The organism is Pedococcus sp. KACC 23699, from assembly GCF_045348425.1.
Lineage (GTDB): Bacteria > Actinomycetota > Actinomycetes > Actinomycetales > Dermatophilaceae > Pedococcus.
The window spans coordinates 396,068-413,583 of the sequence record NZ_CP157483.1; the positions used below are offsets into that span (position 1 = coordinate 396,068).

At 69.3% G+C, this 17,516-nt stretch carries 14 protein-coding genes and 1 rRNA gene; 4 read left to right on the forward strand and 11 right to left on the reverse strand.

Annotated features, from left to right (window positions below; all coding sequences use genetic code 11):
- Positions 1 to 56: 56 nt before the first annotated feature.
- Both ABEG17_RS01900 and ABEG17_RS01905 read right to left on the reverse strand, forming a co-directional pair.
- Positions 57 to 1,583: ribosomal RNA gene (locus ABEG17_RS01900) — 16S ribosomal RNA — on the reverse strand.
- Between the two features lie 517 nt (positions 1,584 to 2,100).
- Positions 2,101 to 3,354, reverse strand: a complete 1,254-nt coding sequence (locus ABEG17_RS01905; RefSeq protein ID WP_406833123.1) for a homogentisate 1,2-dioxygenase — start codon at positions 3,352 to 3,354, stop codon at positions 2,101 to 2,103.
- 100 nt (positions 3,355 to 3,454) lie between these two features.
- On the opposite strand from ABEG17_RS01905, the gene ABEG17_RS01910 reads away from it, so the two are divergent.
- Together ABEG17_RS01910 and fahA are read left to right on the forward strand one after the other, a co-directional pair.
- Positions 3,455 to 4,315, forward strand: coding sequence for a hypothetical protein (locus ABEG17_RS01910; protein ID WP_406831558.1), 861 nt, complete (start codon positions 3,455 to 3,457; stop codon positions 4,313 to 4,315).
- A gap of 2 nt (positions 4,316 to 4,317) precedes the next feature.
- Positions 4,318 to 5,559, forward strand: coding sequence for a fumarylacetoacetase (gene fahA, locus ABEG17_RS01915; RefSeq protein ID WP_406831559.1), 1,242 nt, complete (start codon positions 4,318 to 4,320; stop codon positions 5,557 to 5,559).
- Positions 5,560 to 5,578: 19 nt separating this feature from the next.
- Here the strand turns inward: fahA and ABEG17_RS01920 are convergent, their stop codons facing one another.
- A complete protein-coding gene (locus ABEG17_RS01920) occupies positions 5,579 to 6,625 on the reverse strand; it encodes an RDD family protein (protein WP_406831560.1) in 1,047 nt (348 codons plus the stop codon).
- A gap of 73 nt (positions 6,626 to 6,698) precedes the next feature.
- On the opposite strand from ABEG17_RS01920, the gene ABEG17_RS01925 reads away from it, so the two are divergent.
- Entirely contained in the window at positions 6,699 to 8,171 is a 1,473-nt protein-coding gene (locus ABEG17_RS01925; protein WP_406831561.1) for an amino acid permease, read from the forward strand.
- Positions 8,172 to 8,228: 57 nt separating this feature from the next.
- On the opposite strand, the gene ABEG17_RS01930 is transcribed toward ABEG17_RS01925, so the two are convergent.
- Together ABEG17_RS01930 and hppD are read right to left on the reverse strand one after the other, a co-directional pair.
- Positions 8,229 to 8,591: a hypothetical protein gene (locus ABEG17_RS01930; RefSeq protein ID WP_406831562.1), complete on the reverse strand. Its 363-nt coding sequence runs from the start codon at positions 8,589 to 8,591 to the stop codon at positions 8,229 to 8,231.
- A gap of 112 nt (positions 8,592 to 8,703) precedes the next feature.
- Positions 8,704 to 9,912: a 4-hydroxyphenylpyruvate dioxygenase gene (gene hppD, locus ABEG17_RS01935; protein WP_406831563.1), complete on the reverse strand. Its 1,209-nt coding sequence runs from the start codon at positions 9,910 to 9,912 to the stop codon at positions 8,704 to 8,706.
- Positions 9,913 to 10,019: 107 nt separating this feature from the next.
- Here hppD and ABEG17_RS01940 point away from each other — a divergent pair, with 107 nt between their 5' ends.
- Complete coding sequence (locus ABEG17_RS01940; RefSeq protein ID WP_406831564.1) at positions 10,020 to 10,484, forward strand: Lrp/AsnC family transcriptional regulator; 465 nt, start codon at positions 10,020 to 10,022, stop codon at positions 10,482 to 10,484.
- A gap of 35 nt (positions 10,485 to 10,519) precedes the next feature.
- On the opposite strand, the gene ABEG17_RS01945 is transcribed toward ABEG17_RS01940, so the two are convergent.
- The 6 genes from ABEG17_RS01945 to ABEG17_RS01970 all read right to left on the reverse strand — a co-directional run bounded on the left by ABEG17_RS01945 (position 10,520) and on the right by ABEG17_RS01970 (position 17,499).
- A complete protein-coding gene (locus tag ABEG17_RS01945) occupies positions 10,520 to 12,280 on the reverse strand; it encodes a DEAD/DEAH box helicase (RefSeq protein ID WP_406831565.1) in 1,761 nt (586 codons plus the stop codon).
- Positions 12,281 to 12,408: 128 nt separating this feature from the next.
- Positions 12,409 to 13,395, reverse strand: a complete 987-nt coding sequence (locus ABEG17_RS01950; RefSeq protein WP_406831566.1) for a zinc metalloprotease — start codon at positions 13,393 to 13,395, stop codon at positions 12,409 to 12,411.
- 143 nt (positions 13,396 to 13,538) lie between these two features.
- Positions 13,539 to 13,841: a DUF3039 domain-containing protein gene (locus ABEG17_RS01955; RefSeq protein WP_406831567.1), complete on the reverse strand. Its 303-nt coding sequence runs from the start codon at positions 13,839 to 13,841 to the stop codon at positions 13,539 to 13,541.
- Between the two features lie 42 nt (positions 13,842 to 13,883).
- The gene (locus tag ABEG17_RS01960; protein ID WP_406831568.1) at positions 13,884 to 14,438 is read right to left on the reverse strand and encodes a YqgE/AlgH family protein; all 555 of its coding nucleotides are present in this window, start codon (positions 14,436 to 14,438) and stop codon (positions 13,884 to 13,886) included.
- A 121-nt stretch (positions 14,439 to 14,559) separates the two neighbouring features.
- The gene (locus ABEG17_RS01965; protein ID WP_406831569.1) at positions 14,560 to 16,899 is read right to left on the reverse strand and encodes a DEAD/DEAH box helicase; all 2,340 of its coding nucleotides are present in this window, start codon (positions 16,897 to 16,899) and stop codon (positions 14,560 to 14,562) included.
- 222 nt (positions 16,900 to 17,121) lie between these two features.
- Positions 17,122 to 17,499: a VanZ family protein gene (locus ABEG17_RS01970; RefSeq protein ID WP_406831570.1), complete on the reverse strand. Its 378-nt coding sequence runs from the start codon at positions 17,497 to 17,499 to the stop codon at positions 17,122 to 17,124.
- Positions 17,500 to 17,516: the final 17 nt, after the last annotated feature.

The following is a 17,516-nucleotide window of genomic DNA, read 5'->3' on the forward strand; positions in this document are numbered from 1 at the left end:
CCACAGTCGGGGACAGACCAGGGCCTGGACCAGACAAGCTGGCCAGTGCTCCTTAGAAAGGAGGTGATCCAGCCGCACCTTCCGGTACGGCTACCTTGTTACGACTTAGTCCCAATCGCCAGTCCCACCTTCGACAGCTCCCTCTCTTGCGAGTTGGGCCACCGGCTTCGGGTGTTACCGACTTTCGTGACTTGACGGGCGGTGTGTACAAGGCCCGGGAACGTATTCACCGCAGCGTTGCTGATCTGCGATTACTAGCGACTCCGACTTCATGGGGTCGAGTTGCAGACCCCAATCCGAACTGAGACCGGTTTTTTGGGATTCGCTCCACCTCGCGGTTTCGCAGCCCTTTGTACCGGCCATTGTAGCATGCGTGAAGCCCAAGACATAAGGGGCATGATGATTTGACGTCATCCCCACCTTCCTCCGAGTTGACCCCGGCAGTCTCCTATGAGTCCCCACCATCACGTGCTGGCAACATAGAACGAGGGTTGCGCTCGTTGCGGGACTTAACCCAACATCTCACGACACGAGCTGACGACAACCATGCACCACCTGTATACGAGTGTCCAAAGAGAACGACATCTCTGCCGCGTTCTCGCATATGTCAAGCCTTGGTAAGGTTCTTCGCGTTGCATCGAATTAATCCGCATGCTCCGCCGCTTGTGCGGGCCCCCGTCAATTCCTTTGAGTTTTAGCCTTGCGGCCGTACTCCCCAGGCGGGGAACTTAATGCGTTAGCTGCGGCACGGATCTCGTGGAATGAGACCCACACCTAGTTCCCAACGTTTACGGCATGGACTACCAGGGTATCTAATCCTGTTCGCTCCCCATGCTTTCGCTTCTCAGCGTCAGTAGTGGCCCAGAGACCTGCCTTCGCCATCGGTGTTCCTCCTGATATCTGCGCATTTCACCGCTACACCAGGAATTCCAGTCTCCCCTACCACACTCTAGTCTGCCCGTACCCACCGCAAGTTCGAGGTTGAGCCTCGAATTTTCACGGCAGACGCGACAAACCGCCTACAAGCTCTTTACGCCCAATAATTCCGGACAACGCTCGCACCCTACGTATTACCGCGGCTGCTGGCACGTAGTTAGCCGGTGCTTCTTCTGCAGGTACCGTCACTTTCGCTTCTTCCCTGCTGAAAGAGGTTTACAACCCGAAGGCCGTCATCCCTCACGCGGCGTCGCTGCATCAGGCTTTCGCCCATTGTGCAATATTCCCCACTGCTGCCTCCCGTAGGAGTCTGGGCCGTGTCTCAGTCCCAGTGTGGCCGGTCGCCCTCTCAGGCCGGCTACCCGTCGTCGCCTTGGTGAGCCATTACCTCACCAACAAGCTGATAGGCCGCGAGTCCATCCCAGACCGAAAAACTTTCCAAACAGCACCCATGCGGGTCCGTTTCGTATCCGGTATTAGCCACGGTTTCCCGAGGTTATTCCAGAGTCTGGGGCAGGTTACTCACGTGTTACTCACCCGTTCGCCACTGATCAGAACAGAGCAAGCCCCATTCGTCACCGTTCGACTTGCATGTGTTAAGCACGCCGCCAGCGTTCGTCCTGAGCCAGGATCAAACTCTCCATTGATGTTTGCTACCCACCACGCAAGCGCGGCAGGAAAAGCGAAACCCTAGAAGGGTTGTCAAACTGACTGAGCAAGAACAACTAGCAAAAATTACTAGCATTCAATGTTCAACCAAAGGATTTTCGTTCCAGAACACCAACCCACAAACCAAACGGTCCATGCAGCCGGCACCCCAGAGACGAGGTAATTGGCATCGATTTTTGACACGCTGTTGAGTTCTCAAGGATCGGACGCACACCATCAACTCGCTGTTTCCAGCAGAAGTCTTTGGGGCAACCTCTCTAGGTTATCCGCCTCGCAACTTGGGCGTCAAATCCGTTCTCCCTGTGCAGGAAGCCTTGGATCGAAGCGCGCTTGGCGTTCGGCGATGACTCAACTGTAGACCATGATCGGCGAGAGTCCAAAATCGAGGTCAGGAGCCCACCTCTCGAGGGCCAGATCCTGCGTCAGGAGCACCTGCCTGCGGCGAATTCCGTTGGCCCGCAACGCCATTCGCCGCGCCTAGGGCTGCGGTCGTGCTCAGATGGGCCGTTCAGGGGTGCGAGGCCGGTTCCAGGACCACGCATAGCGACCGTCGTCCACCGCGCGCCCGCCCTCCCCCAGCTCCAGCGGACGGAAGGTGTCGACCATGACGGCCAGCTCGTCGAAGTACTCGACGCCGATGGACCCCTCGCTCGCCCCCGGCTGAGGGCCGTGCGCGTGACCCCCCGGGTGCACCGAGATCGAGCCCTTGCCGATCCCCGAGCCCTTGCGCGCCTCGTAGTCGCCGTCGACGTAGAACATGATCTCGTCGCTGTCGACGTTGGAGTGGTAGTACGGGACCGGGATGGACAACGGGTGGTAGTCCACCTTGCGCGGCACGAAGTTGCAGATGACGAAGTTCCAGCCCTCGAAGACCTGGTGCACCGGCGGCGGCTGGTGTACGCGCCCCGTGATCGGCTCGTAGTCGCGGACGTTGAACACGTACGGGTACAGGCAGCCGTCCCAGCCGACCACGTCCAGGGGGTGGAAGGGCAGCGTGTGCACCGTCCCCACGATGCCCCCGGGTCCGTTGCCGCGGTGCTTGATGAAGACCTCCGACTCGTCGGCAGCCTTGTCCCCCACGTCCTCGGCCAGGAGCGGGCCGGCCGGTACCCGCAGGTCCCGCTCGCAGTACGGCGCGTGCTCGAGCAGCTGCCCGTACTTCGACAGGTAGCGCTTGGGCGGTGCGATGTGGGAGTTCGCCTCGATGGCATAGGCCCGCAACGGGTCCTTGGTGGACCGCTTGGGGATCCACCGGTGCGTGGTGGCCCTCGGGATGATGACGTAGTCGCCCTCGGCGACGTCGAAGGCGCCGAAGACGGTCTCGACGCGGGCCCGGCCGCGCTCGATGTAGACGCACTCGTCACCCACCCCGTTGCGGTACCACGGGCTGGGTGCACCGGCGACGGCATACGAGATGCGCACGTCCCCGTTGCCGAGCACCAGGCGACGCCCGGTCACGACGTCGGTGTTCTTGACGTCCTTGGGCTCGAACAGGTCGTGCAGCTTGAGGTGGCGGGGCACGAGCGGGTGGTTGGGCGTCGTGGAGAGGTCTGCGATCGGCCACTCCCGCGCACCGACGACGGCCGAGGGGATGTTGCGGTGGTAGAGCAGGGACGAGTCCGAGGAGAACCCCTCCTCCCCCATGAGCTCCTCGTAGTACAGCTCGCCGGGGCGGCCGCCGCGGGCGGGCCTGCGGTGCTGCGTGTGCCGCTTGGGAGGGATGCTTCCCATGGCCTGGTAGTGCGCCACTGTCCACCTCGTCGTGGTCTCGTCGCTGGTCTCGTCACCGGCGCGGGAGGGCCCTCGGGCCGGGTCCTGCACCGCTCGCCACCCTAGTAGCCTCGCCGCCATGACACCGTCGTCGCCGACCGCCACCCCGCGCGTCGCCGACCCCGCCCTCTTCGAGCGACTCGTCGACGACGCAGCGGTCTTCCCCCCGGGCAACGCCCCGCTCGACGAGGCGGTCCGGTTGCACCGCTTCCACCGGGCCGCCGGTTACGCGTCGATGGTGGGCCCGCTCCTCCTGCCCGTCTCCGCGGCAGCAGGGCTCGAGGACGTCGCGGGGCGCAGCGCCTCCTCGCTCACCCCGGACCTGGACGTCGCCCTGGTGGCTCGGCCGGGCGTGCCCACCGCGGAGGTCGAGACGGCAGTGACCGTCCTCGAGGCGGCGAGCGGGGTCACCGTCGTCGGCGTCGAGATGGCGTGGTCGCGGCAGTGGCGCAACGCGCACTTGGGCGGGTTGCGCCTCACCCTCGAGGTCCCGCGCGGGGAGGCACAGCTGACCGCCCTCGACGACCTGCGCGGCGAGAGCGCCGCCCAGGCGAAGTTCCGCACCGGGGCGACCCCGACGTGGCACTGGCCCGATGAGGCGGAGCTCGCGGCGTTCGTGCTCGCCTCGGTCGAGAGAGCGGTGCCGTTCAAGCTCACCGGCGGCCTGCACCACCTCGTGCGCGGGACCCGTGACGAGGGGGAGCAGCACGGCCTCCTCAACGTCCTCCTCGCCGTGCACCTCGCAGTCACCGGCGCGGGCCACGAGGCTCTCACCACCGTGCTCGGTGAGCGCGACACCGACTCCCTAGTGCAGCGGACGGGTCTGATCGGCCCGGACGAGGCGAAGGCAGTGCGCACGACCTTCACGGCATACGGATGCTGCGAAGTCACCGACCCGATCGGCGAGCTCACGACCCGTCGCCTCATCGAAGGAGCCTGACCATGTCCACGCACCCGACCGACCCGACCCACGCCGCACCGTGGCTGGACCTGCCCGCCGACCACCCCTTCGGCCTGCAGACCCTTCCCTACGGCGTGTTCTCCACCGAGGGCACCGAGCCCAGAGTCGGGGTCCGTCTCGGTGACCAGGTCCTCGATGCCGGTGCCTGCGCCGAGCAGGCCGGTATGGAGTCGGGCGAGGTCTGGCTCGCCCCCTCCCTCAACCCCTTCCTGGCCCAGGGACGCCCCGCGTGGGACTCCGCCCGCGCCTGGCTCGTCGAGGTGCTCACCAACGAGAGCCGCCGCGACTGCGTGGAGCCCCACCTCCTGCCCCTGGAGGCCGTGCGGATGCACCTGCCGTTCGAGGTCGCGGACTACGTCGACTTCTACGCCAGCGAGCACCACGCGACGAACGTCGGGCGGATCTTCCGGCCCGACTCCGAGCCGCTGACACCCAACTGGAAGCACCTGCCCATCGGCTACCACGGTCGGGCCGGGACGGTCGTCGTCTCGGGGACCGACGTGGTCCGACCCACCGGGCAGCGCAAGGCGCCGGCCGACGCGGCCCCGACGTTCGGCCCGAGCATCCGGCTCGACATCGAGGCCGAGCTCGGCTTCGTCGTGGGCGGGTCGACCACCCTCGGCGAGCGCGTGTCGGTCGATGACGCCGACGACCACCTCTTCGGCGTGGTGCTGCTCAACGACTGGAGCGCCAGAGACATCCAGGCATGGGAGTACGTGCCGCTCGGGCCGTTCCTCGGCAAGTCCTTCGCCACGAGCATCTCGGCGTGGGTCGTGCCGCTCGCCGCCCTGGAGGCCGCGCGCCTACCGATCCCGGCCCAGGACCCCCGTCCGCTGCCCTACCTCCTGGGCGAGGGAGCGGCCTACGGCCTGGACATCCACTACGAGGTGGAGCTCAACGGCACCGTCGTGGCGCGGCCGGAATACCGCGACCTGTACTGGTCGCCGGCCCAGATGCTCGCCCACCTCACCGTCAACGGTGCGTCCGTCCGCCCGGGAGACCTCTTCGGATCCGGCACGATCTCGGGCACGGAGCCGGGCACCCGGGGCAGCTTCCTGGAGCTGTCCTGGAACGGCACGGAGCCCATCGAGCTGGGCGACGGCAGCACCCGGTCCTTCCTGGAGGACGGTGACACCGTCGTCATCCGCGGATGGGCACCCGGACCGGGTGGTGGCCGCGTCGGGCTCGGCGAGGTGCGCGGCACCGTGGTCTCCGCCCGCTGACAGGCTCCGCCCGCTGACGTCAGGGGCGCTGCTGCTTGCCCTTGACGACGTTCGTGCCGGCGACGCGGTCGTGCAGGGCCTGGCGCTTGTCGTCCCACGCCGGCCAGGCGAGGTCCAGCACCCGCACGATGAGGGCGATGAAGCCCAGCACCGGCACCGGCTGAAGGACGAAGAGCACCGCGGCAAAACCCACGCGGCGCAGCACGACCGGCATCGGGAGCGGTCCGGGCTGCGAGCGCTGGCGCACGCTGATCCCGAGGAGCAGCTTGCCGGGTGTCGCCCCGAGCCGGCTGAGGAAGAGCACCTGGTAGAGGGCAAAGACGAGGATCGCCACGAGGCTGTAGGCCACGAGCGACCCGATGTCGATGCTGTTGGACAGCGCGGTGAGGTCGGGCTGCTGCCCGTTCTGGGCCTCACGGGTGAACCGGTCGACCTCCGCGAAGTAGTTGCTGAAGGCCCGCGACAGGAAGACGTAGCCGAGCGCGGCCGCCACCATCGACTGGATCACCCAGTCGATGAGGAAGGCGCCGGCCCGCCGACCGTAGGACGCCAGGGGCTGACCGTCCGGCGTCGTGGGACCCACGGAGAACGCGCCGTAGCCGGGAGCGTTCCACGGTGCCTGCTGACCCGGGTACGGGCCCTGCTGACCCGGGTACTGGCCCTGCTGGCCGGGGTACTGGGGGGTGCCGTACTGACCCTGGGTCGGCGTGTTCCACTGCCCGGACTGTGGCGTACCGGGGAACTGTGGGTTGGGGGCCTGCCACCCCGCGGGCGACTGCCCGCCGGGCTGGCCGCCTTGCCCCTGGGAACCGCCCTGCGCCTGCTGTCCGCCCTGCCCCTGCCCGCCCCCGGGCTGCTCGCCGGAGCCACTCTGGGTCTGGCCGGGGTACTGCGGCGGATGTCCCTGGCCGGGGTACTGCTGCTGGCCCGGCTGCGCGGGCACGGCCGAGGCCGGACGGGTCGAGCGAGGAGTGGTGTGCTTGGTCCAGACGACGCCGTCGAAGTACCTCAGCTGCTGGTCGTTCTCGGGGTCGTCGAACCAGCCGGCGCGCGTGGGGGTCTGCATGGGGTCAGCCTCTCACGCACGGCTGTCCCTGCTGGCGCGCGGCGCGGCGGTGGCCGACCTAGGGTGAATGCCCATGAGTGACTCGATCCTTCGCACCAAACCCGTCGAGGACGTCCTGGCCCAGGCGGGTGATCCCGGCACCGAGGGCGACAGCAGCGCCAGCGGGCTCAAGCGGCGGCTCGGTGCCGGCGACCTCATGGGGTTCGGCATCGGGATCGTCATCGGCACCGGCATCTTCACCCTCACCGGCATCGAGGCCAAGAACCACGCCGGCCCCGGGGTCGTCATCTCCTTCGCGATCGCCGGGCTGGTCAGCCTGCTGGCGGCACTGTGCTACGCCGAGATGGCCGCAGCGGTCCCCACCGCCGGCAGCGCGTACACCTACGCCTACGCGACGATCGGCGAGGTCTTCGCCTGGATCATCGGCTGGGACCTCATCCTCGAGTTCGCCCTCGGTGCAGCGGTCGTGGCCCGCGGCTGGTCCGGCTACATGCAGCAGCTGTTCAACCTGCCCACCTCGCTGTTCGGCGAGAAGGCACCGGTGAACGTCGGGGCCGTGGCCATCGTCCTCGTCCTCGGGCTCGTGGCCATCCTCGGCATCCGCGAGAGCGCCCGCGTCACCAACGCGCTGGTGGCGGTCAAGGTCGCCATCTGCGTCTTCGTCATCGTCGCCGGCGCGTTCTTCGTCAAGGGCGCCAACCTCACGCCGTTCATCCCGCCGGCACGCCCCGTCGCTGACAACGTCTCCGGCATCAAGCAGCCCCTGGGCCAGGCCCTGTTCGGCATCGCTCCGACGGCGTTCGGCTTCGCCGGGGTGCTCACCGCGGCAGCGGTCGTCTTCTTCGCGTACACCGGCTTCGAGGCCGTCGCGAACCTCGGCGAGGAGACCAAGCGGCCCGCCCGCGACCTCCCCTTCGGGCTGCTCGGCACCCTGGGGATCTGCACCGTGCTCTACATCGGCGTCTCGCTCGTCATCACGGGGATGGTCCCGTACAGCAAGCTCAACGAGGGAGCGCCGATCGCCAGCGCCTTCGAGGCGGTCGGGGCAGGCTGGGCCGCCACGCTCATCTCCATCGCGGCTGTCGCCGGCCTCACGTCCGTGATCCTCGTCGACATCGTCGCGATGGGGCGCATCGGCTTCTCGATGGGCCGCGACCGGCTGCTGCCGCCCGCGGTGGCGAAGGTGCACCCGAAGTGGGGTACGCCGTACCGGATCACGATGGGCACCATCGTCATGGTGGCGCTGCTCGCCGCCCTGATCCCGCTCAAGGACCTGGCCGACCTCGTGAGCATCGGCACGCTGTTCGCCTTCGTCGTCGTGTCCATCGCGGTGCCGATCCTGCGCCGCACCCGCCCCGACATGAAACGGCCGTTCCGGGTGCCGTTCAACCCGCTCATCCCGGTGCTGTCTGCGCTCGCCTGCCTCTACCTGATGACCAACCTGTCGCTGGAGACCTGGCTGCGGTTCCTCATCTGGATGGTCGTCGGCCTCGCCATCTACCTCGTGTACGGCCGGCGCAACGCCCGCCTGGCCCAGCGCGTCTGACGCCTCCCCCGGGCTCCGCCCCGAGAGGCGGAGTCCGGGGGACCGCGGCCAGCCCGATCAGCCTGAGGCCACGAGGCCGAGGGGCAGGCAGATACCCACGAGGGTGAGCACCGCGGCCACCATCAGCGCCCGCCGACCGCGACCGGACACGAGGTCCCGGTCACCTGCTTCGCGCGAGTACCTCCAGATCGCCCGCACGCCTAGCACGAACCCGGCGACCGTGAACGGAAGGCCGAAGTAGAGCGCGGGACGGTCGAGCTCGGTGGCCAGCCAGATCGTCCCCACTGCCACGACGGGCGTCGCGAGGACCGCCACGAGCATGCGACGGTCCAGGGGGCTCAGCCCACCGAGCAGCCGGGCGAGCTCGTCACCCCGTGAGCGGGGCACCTTGCGCTGCGGGTCGGTCTTCTCCGTGCTCATGGTTCCCCCGGGGTCGTGGTGCCTGGACGAGAGGAGTCGTCCCGACGAGGAGAGGGTACGGCGCGTGGTGACCACGCGCCGTACCCTCTCCTGGTCTCGTGACCCTTGTGGCTCAGAGGTTGCCGCGGGCGTCCTGCTCGCGCTCGATGGCCTCGAACAGGGCCTTGAAGTTGCCCTTGCCGAAGCCGAGCGAGCCGTGGCGCTCGATGATCTCGAAGAACACCGTGGGGCGGTCGCCGAGGGGCTTGGTGAAGATCTGCAGGAGGTAGCCGTCCTCGTCCCGGTCGACGAGGATCTTGCGGCTCTGCAGCTCCTCGATCGGCACGCGGACGTTGCCGATGCGGGCGCGAAGCTCCTCGTCCTCGTAGTAGGAGTCGGGGGTGTCGAGGAACTCCACACCCTCCTTGCGCAGCTCGTCGACGGTGCGCAGGATGTCGTTCGTCGCGAGGGCCAGGTGCTGGGCGCCGGGGCCGTCGTAGAACTCGAGGTACTCGTCGATCTGGCTCTTCTTCTTCGCGATGGCCGGCTCGTTGAGCGGGAACTTCACGCGGTGGTTGCCGTTGGCGACGACCTTGGACATGAGCGCGGAGTAGTCGGTGGCGATGTCGTCGCCGATGAACTCGGCCATGTTCACGAAGCCCATGACCTTGTTGTAGAAGGTCACCCACTCCTCCATCTTGCCGAGCTCGACGTTGCCGACGATGTGGTCGAGGGCCTGGAAGAGCCGCTTCGGCGCACCGTCGCGCTTCTCGAAGGTGGAGGTCTTCGCGACGTAGCCCGGCAGGTAGGGGCCGGTGTAGCGGGACCGGTCGACGAGGCTGTGGACCGTCTCGCCGTAGGTGGCGATCGAGGCGATCCGCACGGTGCCGTGCTCGTCGCTGATGTCCTCGGCCTCGCGCACCACGCGGGCGCCGGCGGCCTTCGCCTGGGCGACGCACTTGTCGACGTCCGGGACCTCGAGGGCGATGTCGACGACACCGTCGCCGTGCTTGGCGTGGTGGGCGATCAGCGGGCTGTCGGGGGTGACCGCACCGTTGATGACGAAGCGGATCGAGCCGGACTTCAGCACGAACGACTTGTGGTCGCGCTGGCCGTTCTCGGGACCTGCGTAGGCCACGAGCTCCATGCCCCACGCGGAGATGTAGTAATGCGCGGTCTGGGTCGCGTTGCCGACGACGAAGACGATGGAATCCCACCCGGTCACCGGGAACGGGTCCTTCGTCTCGTCGTACTCCACGAGCCCGACGAGCTGCTTCAGCTGCTCGATGTCGAGGTTCGCCTCGCGCTCCTGCGGGGTCAGGTCAAGGGTGGTGTCCGTCATGGCTGCAGCGTGGCGGCTCGCCCCACTGTGTGCAACCGTATGCCGCCGCGTTGCACAGTGTGCACACAGTGCCTGCCCATGCCGGGTCGATGGTGGACAATGTGCCCATGCTGCTCGACGACCTGGACCGCCGCCTGCTCACGCTCTTCTCCGACCACCCGCAGATGGGGGTCCTGGGGGCCTCCCGGGAGCTGGGCGTCGCGCGCGGGACGGTGCAGGCCAGGCTCGACCGGCTGGTCTCCCGCGGGGTCATCCGGTCCTGGGCGCCCCAGCTCGACCCGGCCTCCATGGGCTACCCGGTGTCGGCGTTCTGCACGCTGGAGATCCGCCAGGGCCGTGGCCACTCCCCCGTGGTCCAGCACCTCGAGCGGATCCCCGAGGTCCTCGAGGCGCACACGATCACCGGCTCCGGTGACGTCTTCATCCACATCGTCGCGCGGGACAACGCCGACCTGCAGCGCGTGATCGACGCCGTGGTCGACGACCGGCACGTGGTGCGGGCCAACACGACCATCTCGCTGGCCACCCGCATCCCGCTGCGGACCCTGCCGCTGGTGCAGTCAGGCGGCTGAGCCCCGGGCCGGGACGTCGGGCACGTGTCGTCGCGTCAGCGGCGGCCGACGAACCAGGCGCGGATCTTGTCGATGCGGGCGCTGACCTGGTCGGAGGTCGCCTCGTCCAGCGACGGTCCGCCGCACGCGCGGCGCAGGTCGTTGTGGACCACACCGTGGGGGGCGTTGTTCTTGCGGGCGTAGGCGGCGACGAGCTTGTTGAGCTCCTTGCGCTGGGCCGCGAGGGCACGGTGGGCCGACACGGCCGTCTGCGCGTCCGCGGCCTTGGGGCGACGGCCGTGCTGCGCCGTCTGCCGCTCGTGCAGAAGCAACGACATCTGGTCGGGCTCGAGCAGGCCGGGCAGGCCGAGGTACTCCTGCTCCTCCTCGGACCCGACGACCGCGTTGAGGCCGAACTGCTTGGCGTCGAAGAGCACGTGGTCGAACTCCGCGTCGGACTCCAGCGCCTCGAAGGTCATCTGGTCCATGTCCGGGGTGCGCGAGGTCCGGTTGGCCGCCTCGAGGAGCGCGTCCTCCTCGGCCCACATCGCCGAGGCGCTGTTGTCGTCCTTGGTGACGCGGTCGAGGGCGTGGTCCCGCTCGTCCTCGAGCCGGGCCGCGTGCTCGAGGATCACCGGCACGGACGGCAGGAACACCGACGCCGTCTCACCGCGGCGGCGGGCCCGGACGAACCGGCCCACGGCCTGGGCGAAGAACAACGGGGTGGACGTCGAGGTGGCGTAGACCCCCACGCAGAGCCGGGGCACGTCGACCCCCTCGGACACCATGCGCACGGCGACCATCCAGCGCGACTCGCTCGCGGCATACTCCTCGATGCGCTCGGAGGACCCGGCGTCGTCGGACAGGACGGTGGTGACCTTCTCCCCCGTGATCGACTCGAGGATCTTGGCGTAGGCACGGGCCGCGGTCTGGTTGGAGGCGATGACGAGCCCACCGGCATCCGGGACCCCGCGGCGGACCTCGGTCAGCCGCTTGTCCGCAGCCGCGAGGACCGACGGGATCCACTCTCCCTTGGGGTCCAGCGCCGTGCGCCAGGCCTGGGCCATCGAGTCCTTGGTGAGCATCTCCCCCAGCCGGGCGGCGATCTCGTCGCCGGCCTTGGTGCGCCAGCGCATCGCCCCGCCGTAGGCGAGGAAGAGGACAGGCCGAACGACCCCGTCCCGCAGCGCCTCGGCATACCCGTAGGTGTAGTCGGCGGAGGAGCGGCGGATGCCGTCGCGGTCCTCGGCGTAGGTGACGAACGGGATCGGCGAGGTGTCGGAGCGGAACGGGGTGCCGGTGAGGGCCAGGCGCCGGGCGGCGGGCTCGAAGGCCTCGCGGATGGCGTCGCCCCACGACAGGTTGTCGCCGCCGTGGTGGATCTCGTCGAGGATCACCAGGGTGGGGGCCGTCTCGGTGCGGGTGCGGTGCAGCTGGGGTCGACTGGCGACCTGCGCGTACGTGAGCGCGACGCCGTGGTACTCGCTGGAGTGCCGGGCCGAGGAGTTGGAGAACTTCGGGTCGATGTGGATGCCGACTCGGGCGGCAGCCTCGGCCCACTGGGTCTTGAGGTGCTCGGTCGGGGCCACGATCGTCACCGCGGAGATGGTGCCGCGGCCCAGCAGCTCCGTGGCCAGGCGCAGCGCGTAGGTCGTCTTGCCGGCACCGGGGGTGGCCACGGCGAGGAAGTCGCGCGGGTCGGCTTCGAGGTAGGAGCTGAGCGCGGCCTGCTGCCAGGCGCGGAGCTTGGACGCCGTGCCCCACGCCGCCCGCTCCGGGAATGCTGGTGAAAGGTGCGAAGCGGCGGCGGTACTCATAGGGCGGCCACGTTAGCCGGTGCCGGGAAACGACATGCCGAGGCCCCGCCATCGCTGGCGGGGCCTCGGGATGTGCTAGACGTCAGCACCCGCAGGGTGGCGGCGTCGGTCAGCTGCCGTGGCGGAGGTCAGTTGCGGTAGGTGAGCCACTGGTTCTGCATGCGGGTGGTCTGGCCTGCGGTGAAGGTGTTCATGCACGAGTCGTCGGTGTAGTCCATGAAGTTCTTGATGGGGTCCAGACCGGTGGCGGTGCAGGTGTCACGGCCGGTCGGGCACCCGAACGCAGGCGAGGCCTCGGCAGGGGTGTCGCCCACCGAGTCGCCGCTGCCCGAGCAGCCGCCCTGGAACGTGTGGTAGAGCCCGACCCAGTGGCCGACCTCGTGGGTCGCCGTGTCGCCCAGGTTGTACGGGGACAGGCTGCCGCCGGGGATGCTGCGGTAGTCGAGCACGACCCCGTCGAGGGTGGTGTTGTTGGTGGACGGGAACTGGGCGTAGCCCAGCGTGCCGTCGGAGAAGGTCGTCGAGTACAGGTTCAGTGCGGCCTTGGTGCCCTTGTGCAGGGCGGTCTTCATGGCCTTGGCGTCACTGGGCTCGGCGCCGCTCGCGGGGAAGGCGATGCTGTACCAGTCCGCGTTCGTCGTCGTGTCGCTGCCGGCGAGGCGGAACGAGAAGCCCGAGGACGCATACGCGTTGTTGAGCACCGTGAGCTGGCTGTTGATCTGCGACGTCGTGAGCTTGCCGCTCGTCCCGTTGGTGATGACGTGCCAGTAGACGTCGACCGTGGTCGCGGCGAAGGCGGTCGCCGTCGGGCGCTTGCTGTCACCGGACTTCGCCAGCTTGCCGCTGGGGGTCGTGGTGTAGCCCTTCGCCGCCAGGTCCTTGTAGAACTGCGCCTCGGCGCGGTCCACCTGTGCCTGGCTGAACTCGTGCGGGTCGGCCCGGTTGCCCCCCTTGGCCGAGCGGGCGGAGTTCACGGCGTCGGTGTGCGTCTCGCACGTGGCGGCGACCGAGTCCTCCCCGGCCATCGGCTGGGCGACGGCGGTGCCGTGGCCGAGTCCGACGGCGGTGATGCCGAGGACGAGGGCGGTGAGGGCGGTGCGTGGGCGAAGCGTCATGAGCGTCCTTTCGCAGGGCGCCCGGCCTGCGGTGACCGGGGCCGACGCACCGACGCTAGGTGCCCCACCGGCAAGCCCACCTCAACAGGAGGTAGCTCCCGGTCAAGAATCCACCCCGAAAGGGCAGGTCAGGGAACCTGCGTCTACTCCCCGCCGTCCTGCGGCGCCCGGAGGCCGTCGTAGATCTCCTTGCAGGTGGGGCACACCGGGAACTTCTTCGGGTCGCGTCCGGGCACCCACACCTTGCCGCACAGGGCGACGACGGGGTCACCAGAGAGCGCGCTCTCGAGGATCTTCTCCTTGCGCACGTAGTGCGAGAAGCGCTCGTGGTCGCCGGGCTCCTGCAGCTGCTCCTCGACCTGCTCGCGCTCCAGCACGGCGGTCGAGGTGGAGGGCTGCGCCGCGGGGGCCAGCGGGTCGTCCAGGGGGATCTGGGGCTCGCTCATGCGCCCGAGTGTATGCCGCGCAGCAGGGTTCGCCCCGAGCGGTCAGTTCATCTCGGGGTCGGCTGGGAACGTCGCGACGAACGCGAGGTGGTCGCGCTGACGCCTCAGGACGCGGGTCCAGAGCTGCTCGGGGTCGGCGTCGAAGGCGTCGCGCCCCTCGGCCTCCACGACGTACCAGCTCCCCGCCCGGACCTCGTCCTCGAGCTGCCCCGGTGACCACCCGGCATACCCGGCGAAGATCCGCAGGCCGGCGACCTCCGGGACGACGATGGCAGGAGGTGTGTCGAGGTCGACCAGGCCCAGGCCACGGAAGAGGCGCTTGACCCCCATGGGCTCGACGTCGCCGGGCGCGGTGACCAGGCCCAGGGCGCTGTCCCGGCCGACGGGACCACCCTCGAAGAGCACGGCCGGGGCCGTGGCGTGCGCCTGCCAGTCGGGCAGGACGGCGTCGATGCGCGCCTCCATCGGCCGGTTGAGGACCACACCCTGGGCACCCTCGGCGTCGTGGTGCAGGAGCAGCACGACGCTGCGGCAGAACACCCCGTCCTCGATCTGGGGTGTCGCCACGAGCAGGTTGCCCGACAGGTCACCGTCCACACCCCCATCATGCCCACCCACGCCAGAGCCCCGGTCACGGGGACCGGGGCTCTGGGCTGAACGGGTGAGTCACGCCCGCCCTCAACGAAGGGTTCGGCGCAGCTCGGTCACGCGGGCTGGCTCAGCGCGAGTAGCTGCTGCGTTCGCTACGCGGGCCGCCGGAGCGGTCGCTGCCGTAGGAGCGGTTGCCGCCACCCTGACGCGGGCCACGGGGGCCGCCACCGCGGGGGCCACCGCCACGCGGGCCACCGTGTCCACCGGGACGGCGGCCACCGCGCTTCTCACCCTCGAGGACGCGACGGACCTGGTCCTCGGGGACCGGGATGCCGCTGGGGGTGACGGCGCCGGTCGCCGCGAGGCGCTCGTCGCCGGGGACGGCCTTGGTCGGGACCGCGTCGATGCCGGCCTCGCGGGCCATGCGCTCCATGGTGCGGCGCTGGTGCGGGAGGGCCAGGGTCACGACGGTCCCCTTGTCACCGGCGCGGGCGGTGCGGCCCGAGCGGTGCAGATAGTCCTTGTGGTCGGCCGGCGGGTCGACCTGCAGGACGACGGAGACGTCGTCGACGTGGATGCCGCGGGCGGCGACGTCGGTGGCGACGAGCACCGGGAGGCTGCCGTCACGGAAGGCACCGAGGACGCGGTTGCGCGCACCCTGGTTGAGCCCACCGTGCAGGGCGGCCGCGAAGACACCCTGCTCGCGCAGCTGCATGGCCACGCGGTCGGCACCGAGCTTGGTGCGCACGAAGACGACGGTGCGACCGGAGCGGTTGGCGACCTCGGCGGTGATCGTCTTCTTGTGCATCGGGTCGATGAGGAGCACGTGGTGCTCCATCGTGGTGACTGAGGCCTTCGCGTCGTCGGTCGAGTGTGTCACCGGGTCGGTGAGGTAACCCTCGACGAGCTTGTCGACGCCCTTGTCCAGGGTCGCGGAGAACAGCATGCGCTGACCGCCCGCGGGCATCTGGTCCAGGATCGCGGTGACCTCGGGCATGAAGCCCATGTCGGCCATGTGGTCGGCCTCGTCCAGGACGCAGATCTCGATGGCGTCGAGGATGACGGCCTCGCGCTCGACGAGGTCCTTGAGGCGGCCCGGGGTGGCGATGAGCAGGTCGACGCCACGGTTCAGGGCGTTGATCTGGGTCGTGTAGGACAGGCCACCGGCGACGAGCTTGTGGCGCAGCCCGAGAACGTGCACGAGGGGCTCGAGCGCGTCGGAGACCTGCATGGCCAGCTCGCGGGTCGGGACCATGACGAGGGCGCGGGGGCGGCGCGGGGACGCCTTCTGGCCGTTGTCGAGGCGCGACAGGGCGGGCAGGCCGAAGGCCAGCGTCTTGCCGGAGCCGGTCTGGCCACGGCCAAGGACGTCCTTGCCGGCCATCGCGTCCGGGATGGTGGCGTTCTGGATCGGGAACGGCGTGGTGATGCCATCGCGGGCCAGGCGCTCGACGAGTCGGGGCGAGAGGCCGAGGGCGGCGAAGCCGTTGTCCTCTGCCACGTCCACGGGGCCGTCGACGCTCTTGCGGGTGGCCTTCACCCAGGTGTCAGCCTCCATGCGCTCGGCCTCGGGGTCGACCTGGTCCTCGAAGCGAGGACGGTCGTTGCGGTCGAACGAGCGCTGCGGGCGGTCGCTGCGGTCGAACGAACGCTGCGGGCGGTCGCTGGTGAACTCACGGCGCGGGCCACGGTTGTCGTCACGGTCGTACGAGCGCGCGGGGCGGTCGTCGCGGTTGAACGTGCGGGCCGGACGGTCGTCACGGCCAGCGTCACGACGCGGGCCACGGTTGTCGTCACGGTCGTACGAGCGCGCGGGGCGGTCGTCGCGGTTGAACGTGCGGGCCGGACGGTCATCGGTGGAACGGGCCGGGCGGTCGTCGCGGTTGAACGTGCGGGCCGGACGGTCGTCGCGGTTGAACGAACGCTGCGGGCGGTCGTCACGGCCGGCGTCACGACGCGGGCCACGGTTGTCATCATTGGAAAAGCGGGTCACGGGGCGGTCCTCACGGGAGTAGGTGCTGCGCTGGGTGCGCTCATCGCGGGAGAACTCGCGGCGCGGGCCACGGTTGTCGTCACGGTCGAAGCGACGGACCGGGCGGTCGTCACGGTTGAACTCGCGGCGCTGGGGCCGGTCGTCACGGTTGAACGAACGCGCGGGGCGCTCGTCACGGGAGTCGCGGCGCTGGGGCCGGTCGTCACGGTTGACCGAACGCGCGGGGCGCTCGTCACGGGAGAACTCACGGCGGGGGCCGCGGTCGGTGGTGGGGCGGCGGTCGCCGCGGCTGTCGTCACGGCTGAACTCGCGACGCGCCAGGCGGTCGGCGTCGCGGGCCGGACGGGAGGTGGCGGATCCGCCGGCAGCGGACTGTCCGCGGTGGGCCTTCTTGGGCCCCTTCTTCGCGGCAGCCTTCTGGTCAGGGGTCCAACGGGCCTTTTTGGGCGCGCCGGATCGGTCGTTCTTGGGCACAGATGTTCAACTCACTTCAGGTGCTCGAGGTAGACACGTCTCGAGCCACCTGGCGAGGGCGACGATGAAGACGAGCCTCAGGCGCATCAGCGCCCGATGGACCGGATCAACAGTTGTCATCCGGTGGGACTCAGTCGGAGTCGGGAAAACGTGGTGAGGCCACTGTGCCTCCGGTGGCGCTGCCAGGCGCCTGCCGAACTGAGCCCCGTAAGACTACCAGCGTCAGCGACGCCGCCAGACCACGGCCAGCGTGACGCCGACCACGACTCCCCCGAGGTCTGCCACGGCGTCCCACACGTCGCCGGACCTGTGCGGCAGCCAGGCGTGCTGGGCCAGCTCGCTCAACGGGGCGTGCACGGCCAGCAGGGCGACGGCCGGCCAGGCCCGGGGCCAGGCGCGCAGCACGAGCAGCGCCGGCACGCCGAAGAGCAGGACGTGCACCACCTTGTCGGTCCAGGTCACCGGCCCCTGGATGTCGATCCGCGGCCAGTACAGCGCGGCGAAGTGCACCACCAGGACCGCCACGGCGAGCACCCGCACCCTCGACCACCGCGAGCGCGCCCCGGCGGGGGCGTGCGTCTGGTCGGTGCGCTGGCTCACCCGCTGAGCGTATGCGG